This is a genomic window from Streptomyces sp. NPDC033229 (assembly GCF_055576875.1).
Map to the genome: position 1 here is coordinate 1 of NZ_JBVIQR010000022.1, position 17,276 is coordinate 17,276.

Below are 17,276 nucleotides of genomic sequence, written 5' to 3' on the forward strand. Positions count from 1 at the left end.
GCTGGACTGGTACAACTACCACCGACCCCACACCGGCATCGACGGCCACCCACCAGCCAGCCGCGTCACCAACCTGTCCGAACAACACACCTAGGACGTGCGCCGGGAGCGCAGGACCGCGAGCATCCAGGCACGGATGCTGCGGACCAGCTCCCGGCCCGGGGCTATGGGCGCCGATTGCAGCACCTTGGAGAAATATTCGTCATTGGTCGCCTCTCCGGCCATCCAGCGCCGCCCCGACTCGATGATCTCGCCTTCGCGCACGATCATGCTGACCCCCACCTATGCGTAGCCGTACGTCGACGATAGGGACCCCGCCCTCCGCGGCGTCCGTTTCGCCACAACTTCACTGCTTCTACCCCGTCGTTGAGGTAGTTTCACCTGGACGAATGCCGTAACTCCCCGGCAGCGCCCGTCAGGACTCCATCGCCCGGCGGCCCAGAGCGTGCGCGGTGCCGAGCATTCCGGTGATGACCATCAGATAAGGCTTGCGTACTTTCCCCTCGGGCAGATCCCCCACCTTGGGCGCATCGATGATCAGCACCCCCTGGGGTTCGCTGCCGGCACACACCGGGGCGACGATGGCGGACAGATAATCGTCCCCCAGGTTGATCTTCAGGTTCCCATTGGTGTTCCGATTGTCATGGATGTAAACGATCTGCCCCTGATTCAGGACGTTGATCAGGGCCTTCTCGGTCTTCCTGTCGAACTGCACCGGAGGCGTCGCCTGCCCGTGGACGACCTCCAGGTCGAAGTGCCCGTCGCCACCCAGGGAATAGAAGGACGACCGGGCCTTCCTGCTCGCGCCGTTGGCCACGACAGTGATGAGCCGGTCATGAATCTGCCCCAGGATCCTGGGCACCTGGGCCGGCTTGGCGCCCACCAAGGTGCCCATGTGATCGACGATCGCCGACATGGCCGCTTCGAATTTAATTCCCTCGATACGTCGGTAGCGCTTCCGCAGCAGGGACGAAAGGAAAGGGGCAATGATCGCCGCGAGCGCCGCCGCGAAAAAGAGGGCAAACTTTGCGGAACCGGCGGACTCATTGGCCAGCGCCGTAAATCCGATCGTCAATCCGGGAGAAACAACTGGCATCACATAAAAGGCGAAATCCTGCGATTTCTTTTTCAGAGACATGGCACCTGCTTTCGACGGACCGAAACGCACCGTGACAGCAGCGATTATCCCGGCGTTCACCCTGACGTCGACCCACTTGGACCCCACGTTCCCCACCTACCCCGAGCGCATCGGAGCAGCCTGCGGGGCGCTCATGACCGGGGCGCCGTCACTGCGACTCAATACGCCCCTCGACAGATGTATCCGCTCTCTTTGTCCGGGCGGCCAGCAAGGGCAGGAATCGGCAATATAGCCGCAGCCGCCCCGCCGCCGGACGGTAATCGGCGGACTCCCCACCGAAAGCGTGTGGAACAACGCCGCAAACCCGCATATCGCGGACCCGGCGACGGCACCGCCTTCCACTGGGTGAGACGGGCCTCGGCCACGGGAATACCGTGGCCGGAATGCGCGCTGGCACCGGACATGCCCACCGCCGGCCCGAACCGCATGCCAGTCGCCGTCCACGTCCTCGGTTTGTCAGTATTCGCCCTCGGAACATCCGAATTCATGCTCTCGGGGCTGCTGCAGCCCCTCGCCCGCGACATGGGCGTCTCCATACCCAAGGCCGGGCTGCTGGTGTCCGCCTTCGCGATCGGCATGGTGGTCGGCGCGCCCCTGCTCGCCGCCGCGACGCTGAAACTGCCGCGCCGCACGACCCTCGTCGCCCTGCTCGCCGTCTTCGGGCTCGGACAGGTGGCGGGGGCGCTCGCCCCCACGTACGCGGTGCTGTTCGCCTCCCGGGTGGTGAGCGCGCTGGCGTGCGCGGGGTTCTGGGCGGTCGGCGCGGCGGTGGCCGTGTCGCTGGTGCCGGTGACCGCGCGGGCGCGAGCCATGGCGGTGATGGTCGGCGGGCTGTCCATCGCCAATATCGCGGGCGTGCCCGCCGGGGCGTTCCTCGGGCAGCACGCGGGCTGGCGGGCGGCCTTCTGGGCGGTGGCCGGGCTGTCGGCGCTGGGCCTGGTCGGCGTGCTCGCGCTCGTCCCCGGCACCAAGCCGCCGACCGGCGCCGACGCGCCCCGGCTCCGCACCGAGCTGGGCATCTACCGCGACCGGCAGGTCTGGCTCGCGCTCCTGACCACCGCACTGAACGGCGCCGCCGTCTTCTGCCTGTTCTCCTACCTCGCCCCGCTGCTCACCGAGACCGCCGGGATGGACGAGGGCTGGGTGCCGACCGTGCTGGGGCTGTTCGGCGTGGGGGCGCTGATCGGCACGGTCATCGGCGGCCGGATCGCGGACGCCCATCTCTTCGGCACGATGTACGGCGGCATCGCCGCCTCGGCCACCGTGCTCGCCGTGCTGGCGCTGACCGCGCACACCCCTGCCGCCGCCGTGGGCATGGCGCTGCTGCTGGGTGTCACGGCCTTCGCGACGGCACCGGCGCTGAACGCCCGGATGTTCAATGTCGCGAACGCCGCGCCGACGCTGGCGGGTGCCACGACGACGGCCGCGTTCAACATCGGCAACACGGTCGGCCCCTGGCTCGGCGGCCTCGTCATCGGAGCGGGCTGGGGCTATCCGGCGGTCGCCTGGACGAGTGCGGGCCTGGCGGCCCTGGCCGTGGGCACCACGGCGGTCGCGTCCCGGCTGCACCACGCGACGACCGGCTCGCGCGTGGTCGCGGGAGCCGGCCGGACCGCACCTGCCGCGTCGGCTGCGCCGGCCGAGGCACCGGAATCCGCCCGGGCGCGCGCCGAGAACTGAACGCCCTGGCGCGCGGCCATTCCGCACGCCGGTGGGCGCACCGATCCGCCCCGGCGCCCGGCTGTCGGAAAGCGCCGCCAGCGGCGGCGAGCGCCCTTTGGGCGCGTCCTCAAGCTCCCCCAGCTACCGCTGGGAGGTGCCCCCAGCGGGCTTGAGGACACCGCCGCGCAGCGGAGGTGCACCCACCACGGCCCGCAGGGCAAAGCGGACACCAGCCGGGCAGCCTCTAGACCCGGCCAGGCCGCTCGTGTTTCGGCCTGCGCAGACCCGCCGACGTCAGCAGCCGCACCAGCTCCTTGGTGCCCACCTCCACCGCCCCCAGCCGGACGGCCTCGCCGTACGACGACGACGGCACGTCGTAGTGGTCCCGGTCGAAGGCCCGCGCCGGGGCACCGAGCCGGGCCGCGAACGCGTGCAGCTCCTGATAGCTGACGTCGCTGACCAGATGCGACCACATCCGCCCGTGTCCCGGCCAGGTGGGCGGGTCGATGTAGAGAGTCATCGCAGCGCCGTCGCCAGGGATCCCACCGGCGCCACCAGCACCGCCTGCTTCGCGCATGCCCAGTGCGGGTCCGGGCCCAGCTCCGGCTCGACCTCCAGCGCGTGCGGGTCGCCCTCCCCCGTGCACAGCGGGCACAGCGGCCAGCGCCCGTGCCGCTCCAGCAGTGCGTCCTGAACGTCCTGGGCGACGAGACCGGGCAGGAAGGCGGCGCCCTGCGGCCACTGCTCGACCCACCACCGCCGGTGGGTGACCGCGTCCTCGACCAGCGAGACGACCTCCGCCTCCGCCACGTCCCCCGCCGCCAGATCGGCGAGGACGAGCGCGCGTGCGATGTGCAGTGCCTGTTCGAGCTCCATACGGTCCATTGTCGGGGACCGCGAGGGTTGACGGTTCACCGGACCGAAAATACCTTTCAAAAGGTGAGCAGCAAACTGAAGGAAACTTTCGACGCCGCGTCATCGCCCGTCAATCCGGTACCTCCAGCGCCCGCGGCCCTCGCCGCCAAGGTCCGCACCCTCGCCCCCTCCATGACCCGCTCGATGCAGCGCGTCGCCGAGGCCGTCGCGGGCGACCCGGCCGGTTCCGCCGCGCTCACCGTCACCGGGCTCGCGGAGCGCACGGGCACGAGCGAGGCCACCGTCGTGCGCACCGCCCGCATCCTCGGCTACCCCGGATACCGCGATCTGCGGATCGCGCTGGCCACGCTGGCCGCGCAGCAGGCGGCGGGCGCGGCACCCGCCGTCACCGCCGACATCGCCGTGGACGACCCACTGCCGAGCGTCGTCGCCAAGCTCGCCCAGGAAGAGGCGCAGTGCCTGGCGGACACGGCCGCCGCCCTCGACACCACCCAGCTGGAGGCCGCCGTCGCCGCGCTGGCCGGGGCCCGGCGCATCGATGTGTACGGCATCGGCGCCTCCCACCTCGTCGGCCAGGACCTCGTCCAGAAGCTGTTGCGCATCGGCCTGATCGCCCACGCCCCCGGCGATCCGCACCTGGCCGTCACCAACGCCGTCCAGCTGCGCGCCGGCGATGTCGCGATCGCCATCAGCCATTCGGGGCGGACCACCGACGTCATCGAGCCGCTGCGGGTCGCCTTCGAGCACGGCGCGACGACGCTCGCGATCACCGGCCGCCCCGACGGCGAGCTCGTCCAGTACGCGGACCACGTCCTGACCACGTCCTCCGCCCGGGAGAGCGAGCTGCGCCCGGCGGCCATGTCCAGCCGCACCAGCCAACTCCTCGTCGTGGACTGCCTCTTCATCGGCGTCGCACAGCGCACCTACGACAGGGCCGCCCCCGCGCTGTCCGCCTCCTACGAGGCGCTCGCCCACCGGCACACCCCGCGGAGCCGGCGCTGACCGCCCCTCGCACGGAAGGAGCCGCCCGCCCATGACCTCTCCCGCCGCCTACGCCGCCCTCCGCGCCCAGCTCGCGACCCTGACCACCGAGGCCTTCCGCCCCGAACTCGCGGACATAGACCGGCTGCCCACCCTGGACCTCGCCCGGCTCATGAACGACGAGGACGCCACCGTCCCCGCCGCCGTCGCCACCCGGCTCCCGGAGATCGCCGCCGCCATCGACGCGGCCGCCACCCGGATGGCGGGCGGGGGCCGCCTGGTCTACGCCGGCGCGGGCACGGCCGGCCGGCTCGGGGTGCTCGACGCCAGCGAGTGCCCGCCGACGTTCAACACCGACCCGGCCGAGGTCGTCGGATTGATCGCGGGCGGCCCGTCCGCCCTGGTCCGGGCCGTCGAAGGGGCCGAGGACAGCGCGGAGCTGGCCGCCGCGGACCTCGCCGCGCTCGGCATCGGGCCGACCGACACCGTCGTCGGCGTCTCCGCCTCCGGCCGCACGCCGTACGCGATCGGGGCCGTCGCGTACGCGCGGCGGGCCGGGGCGCTCACCGTCGGCCTGGCGTGCAACGCGGATTCGGCGCTCGGCGCCGCCGCCGAGCACGCCGTCGAGATCGTCGTCGGGCCGGAACTGCTCACCGGCTCGACCCGGCTGAAGGCCGGCACCGCCCAGAAGCTGGTGCTCAATATGTTCTCGACCATCACGATGATCCGGCTCGGCAAGACGTACGGGAATCTGATGGTCGACGTCCGCGCCTCGAACGAGAAGCTGCGGGCCCGTTCCCGGCACATCGTCGCGCTCGCCACGGGCGCCTCCGACGAGGAGATCGAGGCGGCGCTCGGCGCGACCGGCGGCGAGGTGAAGAACGCGATCCTCGTCCTCCTCGGCCGCGTCGACGGCCCCACGGCCACGCGCCTGCTGGCCGATTCCAAGGGCCACTTGCGCGCCGCGCTCGACGCGACGCGGGGCTGAGGCCGCCCGCCCGCCGAAAAACGCCCGAGGGCGGCACCCCCGCGATGGGGGTGCCGCCCTCGGCACGTACTGCTGGAACAGCTGATCCTCGAAAGGGTCAGAAGTCCATGTCACCGCCCGGCATGCCGCCCGGGGCGCCGCCCGCGGCGGCCTTCTCCGGCTTGTCGGCGATGACGGCCTCGGTGGTGAGGAACAGCGCGGCGATGGACGCGGCGTTCTGCAGGGCGGAACGCGTGACCTTCGCCGGGTCGATGATGCCCTCGGCGATCATGTCCACGTACTCACCGGTCGCGGCGTTGAGACCGTGGCCGACGGGCAGGTTGCGGACCTTCTCGACGATGACGCCACCCTCGAGACCACCGTTGACGGCGATCTGCTTGAGCGGGGCCTCCAGGGCGAGCTTCACGGCGTTGGCGCCGGTCGCCTCGTCACCCTCGAGCTCGAGCTTCTCGAAGACCGCGGAGGCCTGGAGCAGGGCCACGCCACCACCGGCGACGATGCCCTCCTCGACGGCGGCCTTCGCGTTGCGAACGGCGTCCTCGATGCGGTGCTTGCGCTCCTTGAGCTCGACCTCGGTCGCGGCACCGGCCTTGATGACGGCCACGCCGCCGGCCAGCTTCGCGAGGCGCTCCTGGAGCTTCTCGCGGTCGTAGTCCGAGTCGCTGTTGTCGATCTCGGCGCGGATCTGGTTGACGCGGCCCTGGACCTGGTCGCTGTCACCGGCACCGTCGACGATGGTCGTCTCGTCCTTGGTGATGACGACCTTGCGGGCGCGGCCGAGCAGGTCGAGACCGGCGTTCTCGAGCTTGAGGCCGACCTCCTCGGAGATGACGGTGCCACCGGTGAGGATGGCGATGTCGCCGAGCATGGCCTTGCGGCGGTCACCGAAGCCCGGGGCCTTGACGGCGACGGACTTGAAGGTGCCACGGATCTTGTTGACGACCAGGGTCGACAGGGCCTCGCCCTCGACGTCCTCGGCGATGATCAGCAGCGGCTTGCCGGACTGCATGACCTTCTCGAGGAGCGGCAGCAGGTCCTTGACCGAGCCGATCTTCGAGTTGACGATCAGGATGTACGGGTCGTCGAGCGACGCCTCCATACGCTCCATGTCGGTGGCGAAGTACGCCGAGATGTAGCCCTTGTCGAAGCGCATGCCCTCGGTGAGCTCGAGCTCGAGCCCGAAGGTCTGCGACTCCTCGACGGTGATGACGCCTTCCTTGCCGACCTTGTCCATCGCCTCGGCGATGAGCTCGCCGATCTGGGTGTCAGCGGCGGAGATGGAGGCGGTGGAGGCGATCTGCTCCTTGGTCTCCACGTCCTTGGCCTGCTCGAGCAGCGCGGCGGAGACGGCCTCGACGGCCTTCTCGATGCCACGCTTCAGCGCCATCGGGTTGGCACCGGCGGCCACGTTGCGCAGACCCTCACGGACCAGCGCCTGGGCGAGGACGGTCGCGGTCGTCGTGCCGTCACCGGCGACGTCGTCCGTCTTCTTCGCGACCTCCTTGACCAGCTCGGCGCCGATCTTCTCGTACGGGTCCTCGAGCTCGATCTCCTTGGCGATGGAAACACCATCGTTGGTGATCGTGGGGGCGCCCCACTTCTTCTCGAGGACGACGTTGCGGCCCTTGGGGCCGAGGGTGACCTTGACGGCGTCGGCGAGCTGGTTCATCCCGCGCTCGAGACCGCGCCGTGCCTCCTCGTCGAACGCGATGATCTTGGCCATGTGAAGTGGTCCTCCCAGGACGGGGTGGATTGCTCCGGACCGCGCTGGCGCCCGCGACGGACGGTCTGCACACCTGGCGGTTCCTTGCCCCGCCTGGCCTGCGGACCTCACCGACGGTCCAAATCTGTCACTCTCACTCGGAGAGTGCTAAGCCCAATGATTAGCACTCGACCCCGTCGAGTGCAAGCGGTCCGGGGGTTGTTCCACTCGCGCCAGTGGCACCTGGGGGCACCTCCCAGCGGTAGCTGGGGGCGCAAGCGCCCAAGACACGAGAGCTACCCACACGAGCGGCGGTCACACACGAGGCCCGGCCGCGCCCCGAGGCCGGGAACACGAAGGGCCCGTACCTCCCCCTGGAGGTACGGGCCCTTCGGCGAGCCGATTGAGCCTAGGTGGTCGATGCGCCGAGATCAGCCGACCGCCAGCTTGACCATGTCCGCCTGCGGACCCTTCTGACCCTGCGAGATCTCGAACTCGACTCGCTGCCCCTCCTCGAGGGTGCGGTAGCCGTCCATCTGAATCGCGCTGTAGTGGACGAAAACATCCGCACCACCGTCGACCGCGATGAAGCCGTACCCCTTCTCCGCGTTGAACCACTTGACGGTGCCCTGAGCCATGCCTAACTCCCCTATTACTGGCCCTTGCGCAGGACCGCACTTCGCGGACCCGGGTCAGACCTCACCCTCCGACAGTCCCCTGATCTTCGACATGGGGAACCCCGGAAGATGTGCGCCGGAACGCGTCGACCGCGGCTGAATGTATCTGCACGGATGCCGTCTGCAACAGGTCACTCGGACGAGAATTCCGGGCGCGGCCGATTGGCGATAAGCGGAGAATTCCAAGGATTCCCGGGCAAGTCGGGCCGGACATAACGCAACCAACCCGACAATTCGTGCACACACTCGGCACACAACTTGACGGGTTCTCATATGCGTACGGCACTGACGCAGGAGGGGGAACGCCTCAACTGTATCGCGCTTCAACAGACGGAATCGCCCCGTCCGTTTTCCGGCCGGGGCGATTCACGGGACTTCCGCAGGAAACCTTCGAAAGGGTCAGCCGCCGGCGACCGCGGGAATGATCGAGACACCGGCGCCGTCGGGGGTCACCGCATTCAGGCCGCCTTCGAAGCGCACGTCGTCGTCATTGACGTACACATTCACGAAGCGGCGCAGCTTGCCGCTCTCGTCCAGCACGCGGGCGGCGATGCCGGGGTGGTTCTTCTCCAGGTCGGCGATGACCTCGGCGAGGGTCCCGCCCTCGGCGGAGACCTCGGCCTGACCACCGGTGTAGGTGCGCAGGATGGTGGGGATGCGAACGTTGATGCTCATGCGAATGCGCCTTCCGGCTAGAGAGACGTGAGGGGCCGACACCGGCCGTCGAGGTGCCGGGGGGCAGGGGCCCCAAGAAACGGAGGCCGCAGGCTCAGCGACCGGCCAGGCCCGCCGCGCGGAACGCGTCGAGGCTCGGGCGGATGGTCGCGGAGGGCCCGGTGGTCGGGGCGACGGCATCGAGCGTCTTCAGCCCGTCGCCCGTGTTGAGCACGACCGTCGTCAGTGCCGGATCCAGCACCCCCGCCTCGATCAGCTTCTTCGTGACGCCGACCGTCACCCCGCCCGCCGTCTCCGCGAAGATCCCCTCGGTGCGGGCCAGCAGCTTGATCGCGTCGACGATCTGCGCGTCGGTGACGTCCTCCACCGCACCGCCCGTCCGCCGCGCGATGTCGAGCACGTACGGCCCGTCGGCCGGGTTGCCGATCGCGAGGGACTTCGCGATCGTGTCCGGCTTCACCGGGCGCACCACGTCGTGGCCGTCCTTGAAGGCGCGCGAGACCGGTGAGCAGCCCTCGGCCTGGGCGCCGAAGATCTTGTACGGCCGGTCCTCGACCAGACCGAGCGCGATCAGCTCCTTGAGCCCCTTGTCGATCTTCGTGAGCTGCGAGCCCGACGCGATGGGGACGACGATCTGGTCCGGCAGCCGCCAGCCGAGCTGCTCGCAGATCTCGTACGCGAGGGTCTTGGAGCCCTCCCCGTAGTACGGGCGCAGATTGACGTTGACGAAGCCCCAGCCCTCGCCGAGCGGATCACCGATCAGCTCGGAGCAGAAACGGTTCACGTCGTCGTAGGTGCCCTCGATGCCGACGAGGTCGCCGCCGTAGACGGCGGCCATGACGACCTTGCCCGCCTCCAGGTCGTGCGGGATGAACACGCAGGACTTCAGACCCGCGCGGGCGGCCGCGGCGCCGACCGCGCCCGCCAGGTTGCCGGTGGAGGAGCAGGAGAGGGTGGTGAAGCCGAAGGCGCGGGCGGCCTCGACGGCGATGGCGACGACGCGGTCCTTGAAGGAGTGCGTGGGGTTGCCGGAGTCGTCCTTGACGTACAGACCGCCGCTCACGCCCAGCTCACGCGCGAGGTTGTCGGCCTTGACCAGCTTGGTGAAGCCGGGGTTGAGGCTCGGCTTGTCCGCGACGTCGGCGGGGACGGGCAGCAGGGGGGCGTAACGCCAGATGTTCTCCGGGCCGGCCTCGATCCGGCGGCGCAGCGCCTCGGGGTCACCGGTGGGCAGCTCGTAGGCGACTTCGAGCGGTCCGAAGCAGACGGCGCAGGCGAAGATCGGTCCGAGATCGAAGCGCTCTCCGCACTCGCGGCACGAGAGGCCGACGGCGGGTCCGAGAGCGACAGTGGTGGCGACGGTGTGCACAGCCATGAGGCGAGGCCCTTTCTCCTCATCTTCCCCGCGGCGAACGTCGCCACGGGACGGAATTGGCACCTTCCCCACCGGGAGCCTCGCGGTAGACGCAAGGCCGGCGGGAGGGTTGCCGGGGCTTCAACGGGCCGTATCCCTCTGCCCCTCTGGATGAGCGGTATGGCACTGGGCACAGCCCAGGCGTTTGTTCGCGCGACGACCCCGACATGCGATGGCCGTCCGCGTTGTTCAAGACTGTAACGGAAGGCATGGACGCTCGAACCAGTCGTCCGTACCGCGAGATGGGTCACACCCCGAACAGGCCTAAGGAGTCGTACACGTGCTGGAAGAGGTGGAGCGCTGGCTGGCCCGGCGGTCCTGGTCCGCCGCAGACCGTCCGCTCGACCGGATTCTCGCCGCCAAGCGCGGCGCCGGCACCACCGTCAGCGTCGTCCTGCCGGCGCTGAACGAGGAGGCGACGGTCGGCGCGATCGTGGCGACGATCCGCCGTGAGCTGATGACCGAGGCGGTGCCGCTGGTGGATGAACTGGTGGTGCTGGACTCCGGTTCGACCGACCGTACGGCCGTGGTCGCCGCCGCGGCCGGGGCGCGGGTCGTGCACCGGGACGAGGTGCTGCCGCGGCTGCCCGCGCTGCCCGGCAAGGGCGAGGTGCTGTGGCGGTCGCTGCTGGCGACCGAGGGCGACGTCGTCTGCTTCGTCGACGCCGATCTGCGGGACTTCTCGGCCGAGTTCGTCTCGGGCATCGTCGGGCCGCTGCTGACCGAGCCGGACGTGCACTTCGTCAAGGCGATGTACGACCGACCGCTCGGCGAGGCCGTCGGCCAGGGCGGCCGGGTGACCGAGCTGGTGGCCCGCCCGCTGCTGAATCTGCACTGGCCGCAGCTGGCCGGTTTCGTCCAGCCGCTGGGCGGTGAGTACGCGGCCCGCCGCTCGCTGCTGGAGCGGCTGCCGTTCCCCGTCGGCTACGGCGTCGAGCTCGGGCTGCTGGTGGACGCGCTGCACACGGTGGGTCTGGACGCGCTGGCCCAGGTCGACGTCGGGGTGCGCAAGCACCGGCACCAGGACGGCCGGGCGCTGGGCCGGATGGCCGCCGCGATCTACCGGACCGCGCAGCTCCGACTGGCCCGCGGCCATCTGGTGCGTCCGGCCCTGACCCAGTTCGAGCGCACCCCGGAGGGCTTCGTTCCGCGGACGTACGCGGTGGACACCGAGGAGCGGCCGCCGATGGCCGGGATACCCGAGTACGCACAGAGGCACGCCGCGTAACCGTCCGTCGTGCGTACGTTTGAGTGCTTCCCGCACTGGCAAGGCTGGCCACATGGTCGCTGAGCACGCTGCCCCGATTCTCGTCGCCTCCAACCGCGGACCCGTCTCCTACAAGCGACGCGAGGACGGCTCGCTCGCGGCGGGCCGGGGCGGGGGCGGGCTGGTTTCGGGGCTCAGCGCGATCGGCACCGACGCCGGGGCCCTGTGGGTGTGCTCCGCCCTCGGTGACGGCGACCGCGAGGCCGTCCGGCGTACCGGCGGCAGACTGGATCCGGCCGACACCGGCGGCATGAGCGTGCGGATGCTCGACATCGCACCCGAGGTCTTCGCCGCGGCGTACAACGGCATCGCCAATTCCGTGCTGTGGTTCGTCCACCACCTGCTGTACCAGACCCCCCTGGAGCCGGATTTCGACGCGGACTTCCGCGCCCAGTGGGCGGCCTACGAGGCGTACAACGCCGCCTTCGCGGACGCGCTCGCCGAGGAGGCCGCGCCGGGCGCGATGGTCCTCGTCCAGGACTACCACCTGACCCTGGTGCCGGGCCTGCTCCGCGAGCGGCGCCCGGACCTGCGCGTCGGCCACTTCTCGCACACCCCCTGGGCCCCGCCGGACTACTTCCGGATGCTGCCGGACGACGTGGCCGAGCAGGTGCTGCGCGGCGTGCTGGGCAGTGATCGCGCCGCCTTCCTCACCCGCCGCTGGGCCGAGGCGTTCGCCGCGTGCTGCGCGGACGTGCTGGGCGCGGAGATCATGCGCGACGGCGACGGGCCGGACGGCGCCCTGTCGGTGCGCTTCGAGGGCCGGACGACCCGGCTCGGCGTGCACGGGCTGGGCGCCGACGCCGACTTCCTGCGCGAGCGGGCGCACCGCGCGGACGTCGAGGAGCGGATGGCCGCGCTGCGCGAGCAGATCGGCCCGGACCGCAAGGCGATCGTCCGCGTCGACCGCACCGAGCTGTCCAAGAACATCGTGCGCGGCCTGCGCGCCTACCGCAGGCTGCTGGAGGACCGGCCGCAGTGGCGGGGCAAGGTGGTGCACATCGCCTTCGCCTACCCCTCCCGGCAGGACCTGGCGGTCTACCGCGACTACACGGCCGCGGTGGAACAGGTCGCCCAGGAGATCAACTCCGCGTTCGGCACAGCGGATTGGCTGCCGGTCGTCCTGCACGTCAAGGACGACTTCGCCCGCTCGCTCGCCGCGTACCGCCTCGCCGACGTGGCCCTGGTCAACCCCATCCGCGACGGGATGAACCTCGTCGCCAAGGAGGTGCCGGTCGTCTCCGACCACGGCTGCGCGCTGGTGCTGTCCCGGGAGGCCGGGGCGTTCGCGGAGCTGGGCGAGGACGCGATCACCGTCAATCCGTTCGACGTGGAGGCCACGGCCCGGGCGCTGCACGAGGCCCTGCTCATGGAGCCGGCCGAGCGCGTGGAGCGCACCAAGCGGCTGGCCTCGGCGGCGACGGCGCTGCCGCCCGCGCGCTGGTTCCTGGACCAGCTGCGGGCGTTGCGGGGGTAGCCGGAACTTCGGCTTTGGCCTGGCCGGCGGTTCTTTGACCTGCGGACCATCTTTGCCGCCCTTCGCCTGGCCGGCGGCTCATTGGCCTGCGGACCATCTTTGCCGCCTGCGGCGGCGAGCGCCCTGCGGGCGCGTCCTCAAGCGCCGGACAGGCTTGATGTGGCTGAGCTCAGCCGCCAAGCCCGTCCGGCGCTTGAGGACAACCGCCGCGCAGCGGTGGTGCCGCGCACCAACAGGCGCGCTCACCCTCCCGTCAGAGAGCCAGGCGGTCCGCGAGGGCGCCGAGGAGCTCCACGACGCCGCTCGGGCCGTCGACGACGAGGTCCGCGCGCTCGGCGAGCTCGGCGACCTCCGAGCTGCCGCTGCACACGAGCGTCCCCGGCAGCCCCTCGGAGCGGAGCTTCTCGACCGCCGCGAAGGCGGCGAGGTCACCGAGGTCGTCGCCCGCGTACAGCACGGCGGACGCGTCGACCTCCCGGAGGTACTCGGCGAGGGCGACGCCCTTGTCCATGCCGGGCGGGCGCAGCTCCAGGACCATCCGGCCCGGTTCAAGGATCAGCCCGTTCCGCTCCGCGAGCTCTTCGAGCGGCCCGCGCAGCGCGTCGAACGCGGCCTGCGGGTCGGGGGCACGGCGGGTGTGGACGGCGATCGCGCGGCCGCCCTTGTTCTCGATGTGCGCGGTCTCGACCCAGGTGCCCCGCCAGCCACCGGACCGGTCCAGCACCCCGGGCAGCTCCGCCTGCACGGCCGCGACGCCCGGGTGCGGGGCGGGGGCGTGCACGGTCCCGGTGACCGCGTCCCAGCGCTCGGCGCCGTAGTGCCCCAGCACGACGAGGTGCTCAAGGCCGGGCACCCCGGCGAAGCCGCCGTAGCGGACGGCGACCCCGGCCGGGCGGCCGGTGACCACGGCGATGGAGCCGAGGAGGGGACCGAGCCGGGTGAGGGCGGGCACGGCGCCGGGGTGGGCGCGGGCCTGCTCGGGGTCCGGCACGATGTCGGCGAGCGTGCCGTCGAAGTCGAGCGCGACGACCGCGCGCCCGGGCCGCGCCAGCAGCGCGCCCAGTCCGTCGCGGCCGGCGGAAGTCACGGGATCGGGAAGAGGACCCATACGTCCGACCCTATCGGTGCGAGCGCCACGGGGGTGGTCAGTTGTACGGGCTGCTATCAGCCCGCCCGGCGTTTGAGGACGCGCCCGCAGGGCGCTCGCCGCCGCAGGCGGCACAACGGTCGACCACCGGTCAGGCCCTAGCGACGCTCGCGCCGAGCGTCCCGCACGCGGCGCAGCCGGTTGACGGTGACGGGGTCGTGGGCGAGGGCGCGCGGGTCGTCGAGGAGGGCGTTGAGGAGCTGGTAGTAGCGGGTCGGGGTGATCCCGAGCTGCTCCCGCACGGCCCGCTCCTTCGCACCGGGGCCGGACCACGTGCGTCGTTCCAGAGCGAGCACGGCACGGTCCCGGTCGGAGAGCCCGCCGCTTTCCGGCGCGGGCTCCGAACCATCGTCCGGGGTCGGCTCCTCCGGCTGGCTCACGTGCTCCAACCTAACGACTCGCGTTCTCCGTCGCCATGGCCTCGCGCTGGATCTCGCCGAGCACCGCGGCCGGGTCGCCGCCCTTCTGCACGGTCGAGCCGATCTTCTCCTTGATCGACTTACTGACCTTCGCCCAGGACGTCTTGTCCGCCGGGTAGAACTCCGCGTTCGGGAGCTCCTTCAGGAAGGGCCGCAGCTGCTTGTGCTCCTCGTCCTTGGCCATCGCCGCGGACGCGGGCGTGGTCACCGGCAGCAGGTCGTACTGACCGGTGAAGTCCAGCACGTTCTCCTTGCTGTAGACGAAGTCGAGGAAGGCACCGATCTGAGCGCGGTGGCCGTTCTGCTTGAAGCCCATCATCCAGTCGGCGACGCCCATGGTCGACCTGGCCTTGCCGCTCACGCCGGGCAGCGGAACCATCGTGTACTTGATGCCCTTGGCGTCGGCCTGCTGCATCAGCGTCGGGTGGCCGTTGAGCATGCCCACCTCGCCGCGCGTGAACGCGTCGAAGACTTCCTGCCGGTTGGTGCGGGCGGGGTCGCCGCCGCCGGTGAGGCCCTTGCCGACGAGCTCGTCGCGCAGCCACTCGAAGGTCTTGATGTTCTCGGGCGAATCGATGGTGTAAACACCGATGTTGTTGGTGTAGCTGCCGCCGCCGCTGAGCATCCACATCATGGTCTCGGCCGGCGCCTCCTCCGGGCCGAGCGGCAGCCCGTAGGGCATCTTCACGCCGGAGGCCTGGAGCTTCTTCGCGGCGGCCTGGAGCTCCGACCACGTCTCGGGGGCCTTGGCGATGCCGGCCTTGTCGAAGAGCTTCTGGTTGCAGAAGAGCAGACGGGTGCTGGAGACGAACGGCAGACCGTACTGCACCCGGTGCACCTCGCCCGCCTTGGCGATCGAGGATATGAAGTCGGCCTGGGTGGGGATGGAGAGAAGCTGCTCGGCGCTGTAGAGCTTGCCCACCGCGGCGAAGTCGGCGTACGCGCCGATCTGGGCCATGTCGGGGGCCTTGCTGGCCGCGACCAGGTCGGCGACCTTCTTGTCGACCTCGGTCCAGCTGTAGACGCTGACGTTGACCTTGATGCCCTTGTTCTTGGACTCGAACTCGCGGGCCAGCGAATCCCAGTACTTCTTGGAGCTGTTGGTCGGCTTGTCGCCGTAGTCCGCCGCGATCAGCCGGATCGTCTTGTCACCGCCGGTCGCTTCGCTACCGCATGCCGTCAGTGCGGGCGCCAACGCCGCCGTGGCGGCACCTGCCGCCGTCAGACCCAAGAAACGCCGCCGCTGCACTGCTGCTTCCCACCCTTGAGGTTGGTGATTTGTCCGCTGGAGACCGTGAGTCTCTCCCGCTCGCCACCTTACGGTCTACCCGACCGGAGTCTCGCTTCGGTATCGCCCTTCCCCCCATGTCACAGGGGGTGCTATCCACGGTGCTGACCGTTACCCGCACGCACCTCGCAAGGAGCACCCGCGCATGGAACAGTCCGCTCGCAGTACCTCCCGCACCGCCGTGGAGATCGCCACCCAGCCCGACTGCTGGCGCCGCGCGGCCGAGGCCGCGGCCGGGGCACCGGGGCTGCCGCTGCCCGGCGAGCGGGTGGCCGTCACAGGTTGCGGCACGTCCTGGTTCATGGCACAGGCCTACGCGGCCCTGCGCGAGGCCGCCGGACAGGGCGAGACGGACGCCTTCGCGTCGTCGGAGTTCCCCGCGGCCCGCGTCTACGACCGGGTCGTGGCGATCACCCGCTCCGGCACCACGAGCGAGGTGCTGACCCTGCTGACCACGCTGCGCGGCCGGACCCCGACGCTGGCGCTGACCGCCGACCCGAAGACGCCCGTGATGGAGACGGCGGACACGGTGGCGGTGCTGGACTGGGCGGACGAGGAGTCCGTCGTCCAGACCCGCTTCGCGACGACGGCCCTGGCGTACCTGCGTTCCGGCCTCCAGACGCACGGCCCGCTGCCGACCGGGGTGCGCACAGTCGCCGAGGCGGCGGCGGACGCGGAGACGGCCGTCGCCGAACCGCTGCCGCCGTCGGTGCTCGCAGCGGAGCAGTGGACGTTCCTGGGGCGCGGCTGGGCGTACGGGCTGGCGCAGGAGGCGGCCCTGAAGATGCGGGAGGCGGCGGGCGCCTGGACGGAGGCGTACCCGGCGATGGAGTACCGCCACGGCCCGATCGCGATCACGGCCCCGGGCCGGGTGGCGTGGGTCTTCGGCCCCCGCCCGGAGGGCCTGGCCGCCGACATCACCGCGACCGGCGGCACGCTGATAGCGGACGGCTCCCGACTGGACCCGATGGCGGACCTGATCCGCGCGCAACGCCTGGCGGTAGCGGTGGCCGAGTCCAAAAACCACAACCCGGACCACCCCCGCCACCTCACGCGAAGCGTGATCCTGCCGACGGACTGACGTCTACGGGCTGCCGGGTGCCCAACCCTTCCCCACCCAGGGGCGGAGGCGCCGCCGCGAATGCCTGGGCGGCGGGCATACGGGTCCACCGGCGTGGTGGCGTGCCGGGTGCCCAACCCTCCCCCCCCCCCAGGGGCGTAGGCGCCGCAGGCCCACCGGCGCGAGGGCCCGGGACGCGCAGGTGGGTCGCGGGGCGTAAAGCGCATCCCTTGAGCGGCGGGCATGACGGTCCACTGGCGTGGAGGCATGCCGGGTGCCTCCCCCTCCCTCCCCCAGGGGTGGAGGCGCCGCAGGCCCACCGGGCTGAGGGCCCGGGACGCGCAGGTGGGTCGCGGGGCGTAAAGCGAAGCAGCCCCGCGACCCACCGGAGCGGCACGGGCCCGCCCCCAACCAACGCGCGGCGGCGCGACGGCCCGAAACCCCCACCCCCGCCGAAGGCGGGAAACGACGCCGCACCCGGCGAGCAAAGGCCCGCCCCCGGCGA

General features: G+C 71.0%; 17 protein-coding genes and 1 riboswitch. Of the genes, 6 read left to right on the top strand and 11 right to left on the bottom strand.

The annotated features are described in order from the left end of the window. Window positions 1-90: 90 nt before the first annotated feature. Together ACZ53N_RS20025 and ACZ53N_RS20030 are read right to left on the bottom strand one after the other, a co-directional pair. On the bottom strand, window positions 91-270 hold the full coding sequence (locus ACZ53N_RS20025; RefSeq protein ID WP_469142170.1) for a hypothetical protein: 180 nt from the start codon (window positions 268-270) through the stop codon (window positions 91-93). Between the two features lie 145 nt (window positions 271-415). After that, on the bottom strand, window positions 416-1,225 hold the full coding sequence (locus ACZ53N_RS20030) for a hypothetical protein (RefSeq protein ID WP_469142171.1): 810 nt from the start codon (window positions 1,223-1,225) through the stop codon (window positions 416-418). A gap of 339 nt (window positions 1,226-1,564) precedes the next feature. Here ACZ53N_RS20030 and ACZ53N_RS20035 point away from each other — a divergent pair, with 339 nt between their 5' ends. After that, window positions 1,565-2,818: a Cmx/CmrA family chloramphenicol efflux MFS transporter gene (locus ACZ53N_RS20035; protein WP_469142270.1), complete on the top strand. Its 1,254-nt coding sequence runs from the start codon at window positions 1,565-1,567 to the stop codon at window positions 2,816-2,818. Between the two features lie 226 nt (window positions 2,819-3,044). Here ACZ53N_RS20035 and ACZ53N_RS20040 read toward each other — a convergent pair whose 3' ends face one another. Both ACZ53N_RS20040 and ACZ53N_RS20045 read right to left on the bottom strand, forming a co-directional pair. Continuing rightward, entirely contained in the window at window positions 3,045-3,320 is a 276-nt protein-coding gene (locus tag ACZ53N_RS20040) for a DUF4031 domain-containing protein (RefSeq protein WP_469142172.1), read from the bottom strand. Next, a complete protein-coding gene (locus tag ACZ53N_RS20045) occupies window positions 3,317-3,685 on the bottom strand; it encodes a hypothetical protein (RefSeq protein WP_469142173.1) in 369 nt (122 codons plus the stop codon). Before ACZ53N_RS20045 ends, ACZ53N_RS20040 begins: the two co-directional genes overlap by 4 nt. A 54-nt stretch (window positions 3,686-3,739) precedes the next feature. Here ACZ53N_RS20045 and ACZ53N_RS20050 point away from each other — a divergent pair, with 54 nt between their 5' ends. Both ACZ53N_RS20050 and murQ read left to right on the top strand, forming a co-directional pair. Further along, the gene (locus tag ACZ53N_RS20050) at window positions 3,740-4,678 is read left to right on the top strand and encodes a MurR/RpiR family transcriptional regulator (protein WP_469142174.1); all 939 of its coding nucleotides are present in this window, start codon (window positions 3,740-3,742) and stop codon (window positions 4,676-4,678) included. Window positions 4,679-4,709: 31 nt separating this feature from the next. Beyond that, window positions 4,710-5,645, top strand: coding sequence for an N-acetylmuramic acid 6-phosphate etherase (gene murQ, locus ACZ53N_RS20055; RefSeq protein WP_469142175.1), 936 nt, complete (start codon window positions 4,710-4,712; stop codon window positions 5,643-5,645). A 97-nt stretch (window positions 5,646-5,742) separates the two neighbouring features. Here murQ and groL read toward each other — a convergent pair whose 3' ends face one another. The 4 genes from groL to thrC all read right to left on the bottom strand — a co-directional run bounded on the left by groL (window position 5,743) and on the right by thrC (window position 10,074). Beyond that, window positions 5,743-7,368, bottom strand: coding sequence for a chaperonin GroEL (groL, locus tag ACZ53N_RS20060; RefSeq protein ID WP_469142176.1), 1,626 nt, complete (start codon window positions 7,366-7,368; stop codon window positions 5,743-5,745). A 410-nt stretch (window positions 7,369-7,778) separates the two neighbouring features. After that, entirely contained in the window at window positions 7,779-7,985 is a 207-nt protein-coding gene (locus ACZ53N_RS20065) for a cold-shock protein (protein WP_003967346.1), read from the bottom strand. 438 nt (window positions 7,986-8,423) lie between these two features. Beyond that, window positions 8,424-8,699, bottom strand: a complete 276-nt coding sequence (locus ACZ53N_RS20070; RefSeq protein ID WP_469142177.1) for a MoaD/ThiS family protein — start codon at window positions 8,697-8,699, stop codon at window positions 8,424-8,426. A 94-nt stretch (window positions 8,700-8,793) separates the two neighbouring features. Beyond that, on the bottom strand, window positions 8,794-10,074 hold the full coding sequence (gene thrC / locus ACZ53N_RS20075; RefSeq protein WP_469142178.1) for a threonine synthase: 1,281 nt from the start codon (window positions 10,072-10,074) through the stop codon (window positions 8,794-8,796). A 16-nt stretch (window positions 10,075-10,090) separates the two neighbouring features. Next, window positions 10,091-10,231, bottom strand: a riboswitch (SAM riboswitch). Window positions 10,232-10,393: 162 nt separating this feature from the next. On the opposite strand from thrC, the gene ACZ53N_RS20080 reads away from it, so the two are divergent. Both ACZ53N_RS20080 and ACZ53N_RS20085 read left to right on the top strand, forming a co-directional pair. Next, on the top strand, window positions 10,394-11,341 hold the full coding sequence (locus ACZ53N_RS20080) for a glucosyl-3-phosphoglycerate synthase (protein ID WP_469142179.1): 948 nt from the start codon (window positions 10,394-10,396) through the stop codon (window positions 11,339-11,341). Window positions 11,342-11,393: 52 nt separating this feature from the next. Beyond that, complete coding sequence (locus tag ACZ53N_RS20085) at window positions 11,394-12,857, top strand: alpha,alpha-trehalose-phosphate synthase (UDP-forming) (protein ID WP_469142180.1); 1,464 nt, start codon at window positions 11,394-11,396, stop codon at window positions 12,855-12,857. A gap of 253 nt (window positions 12,858-13,110) precedes the next feature. On the opposite strand, the gene otsB is transcribed toward ACZ53N_RS20085, so the two are convergent. The 3 genes from otsB to ACZ53N_RS20100 all read right to left on the bottom strand — a co-directional run bounded on the left by otsB (window position 13,111) and on the right by ACZ53N_RS20100 (window position 15,672). Further along, entirely contained in the window at window positions 13,111-13,965 is an 855-nt protein-coding gene (otsB, locus tag ACZ53N_RS20090; protein ID WP_469142181.1) for a trehalose-phosphatase, read from the bottom strand. 137 nt (window positions 13,966-14,102) lie between these two features. Continuing rightward, window positions 14,103-14,384, bottom strand: coding sequence for a DUF3263 domain-containing protein (locus ACZ53N_RS20095; protein ID WP_469142182.1), 282 nt, complete (start codon window positions 14,382-14,384; stop codon window positions 14,103-14,105). Between the two features lie 10 nt (window positions 14,385-14,394). Then, complete coding sequence (locus ACZ53N_RS20100) at window positions 14,395-15,672, bottom strand: extracellular solute-binding protein (RefSeq protein ID WP_469142183.1); 1,278 nt, start codon at window positions 15,670-15,672, stop codon at window positions 14,395-14,397. 184 nt (window positions 15,673-15,856) lie between these two features. Here ACZ53N_RS20100 and ACZ53N_RS20105 point away from each other — a divergent pair, with 184 nt between their 5' ends. Then, window positions 15,857-16,792: an SIS domain-containing protein gene (locus ACZ53N_RS20105; protein WP_469142184.1), complete on the top strand. Its 936-nt coding sequence runs from the start codon at window positions 15,857-15,859 to the stop codon at window positions 16,790-16,792. The last annotated feature ends 484 nt before the right edge of the window (window positions 16,793-17,276 follow it).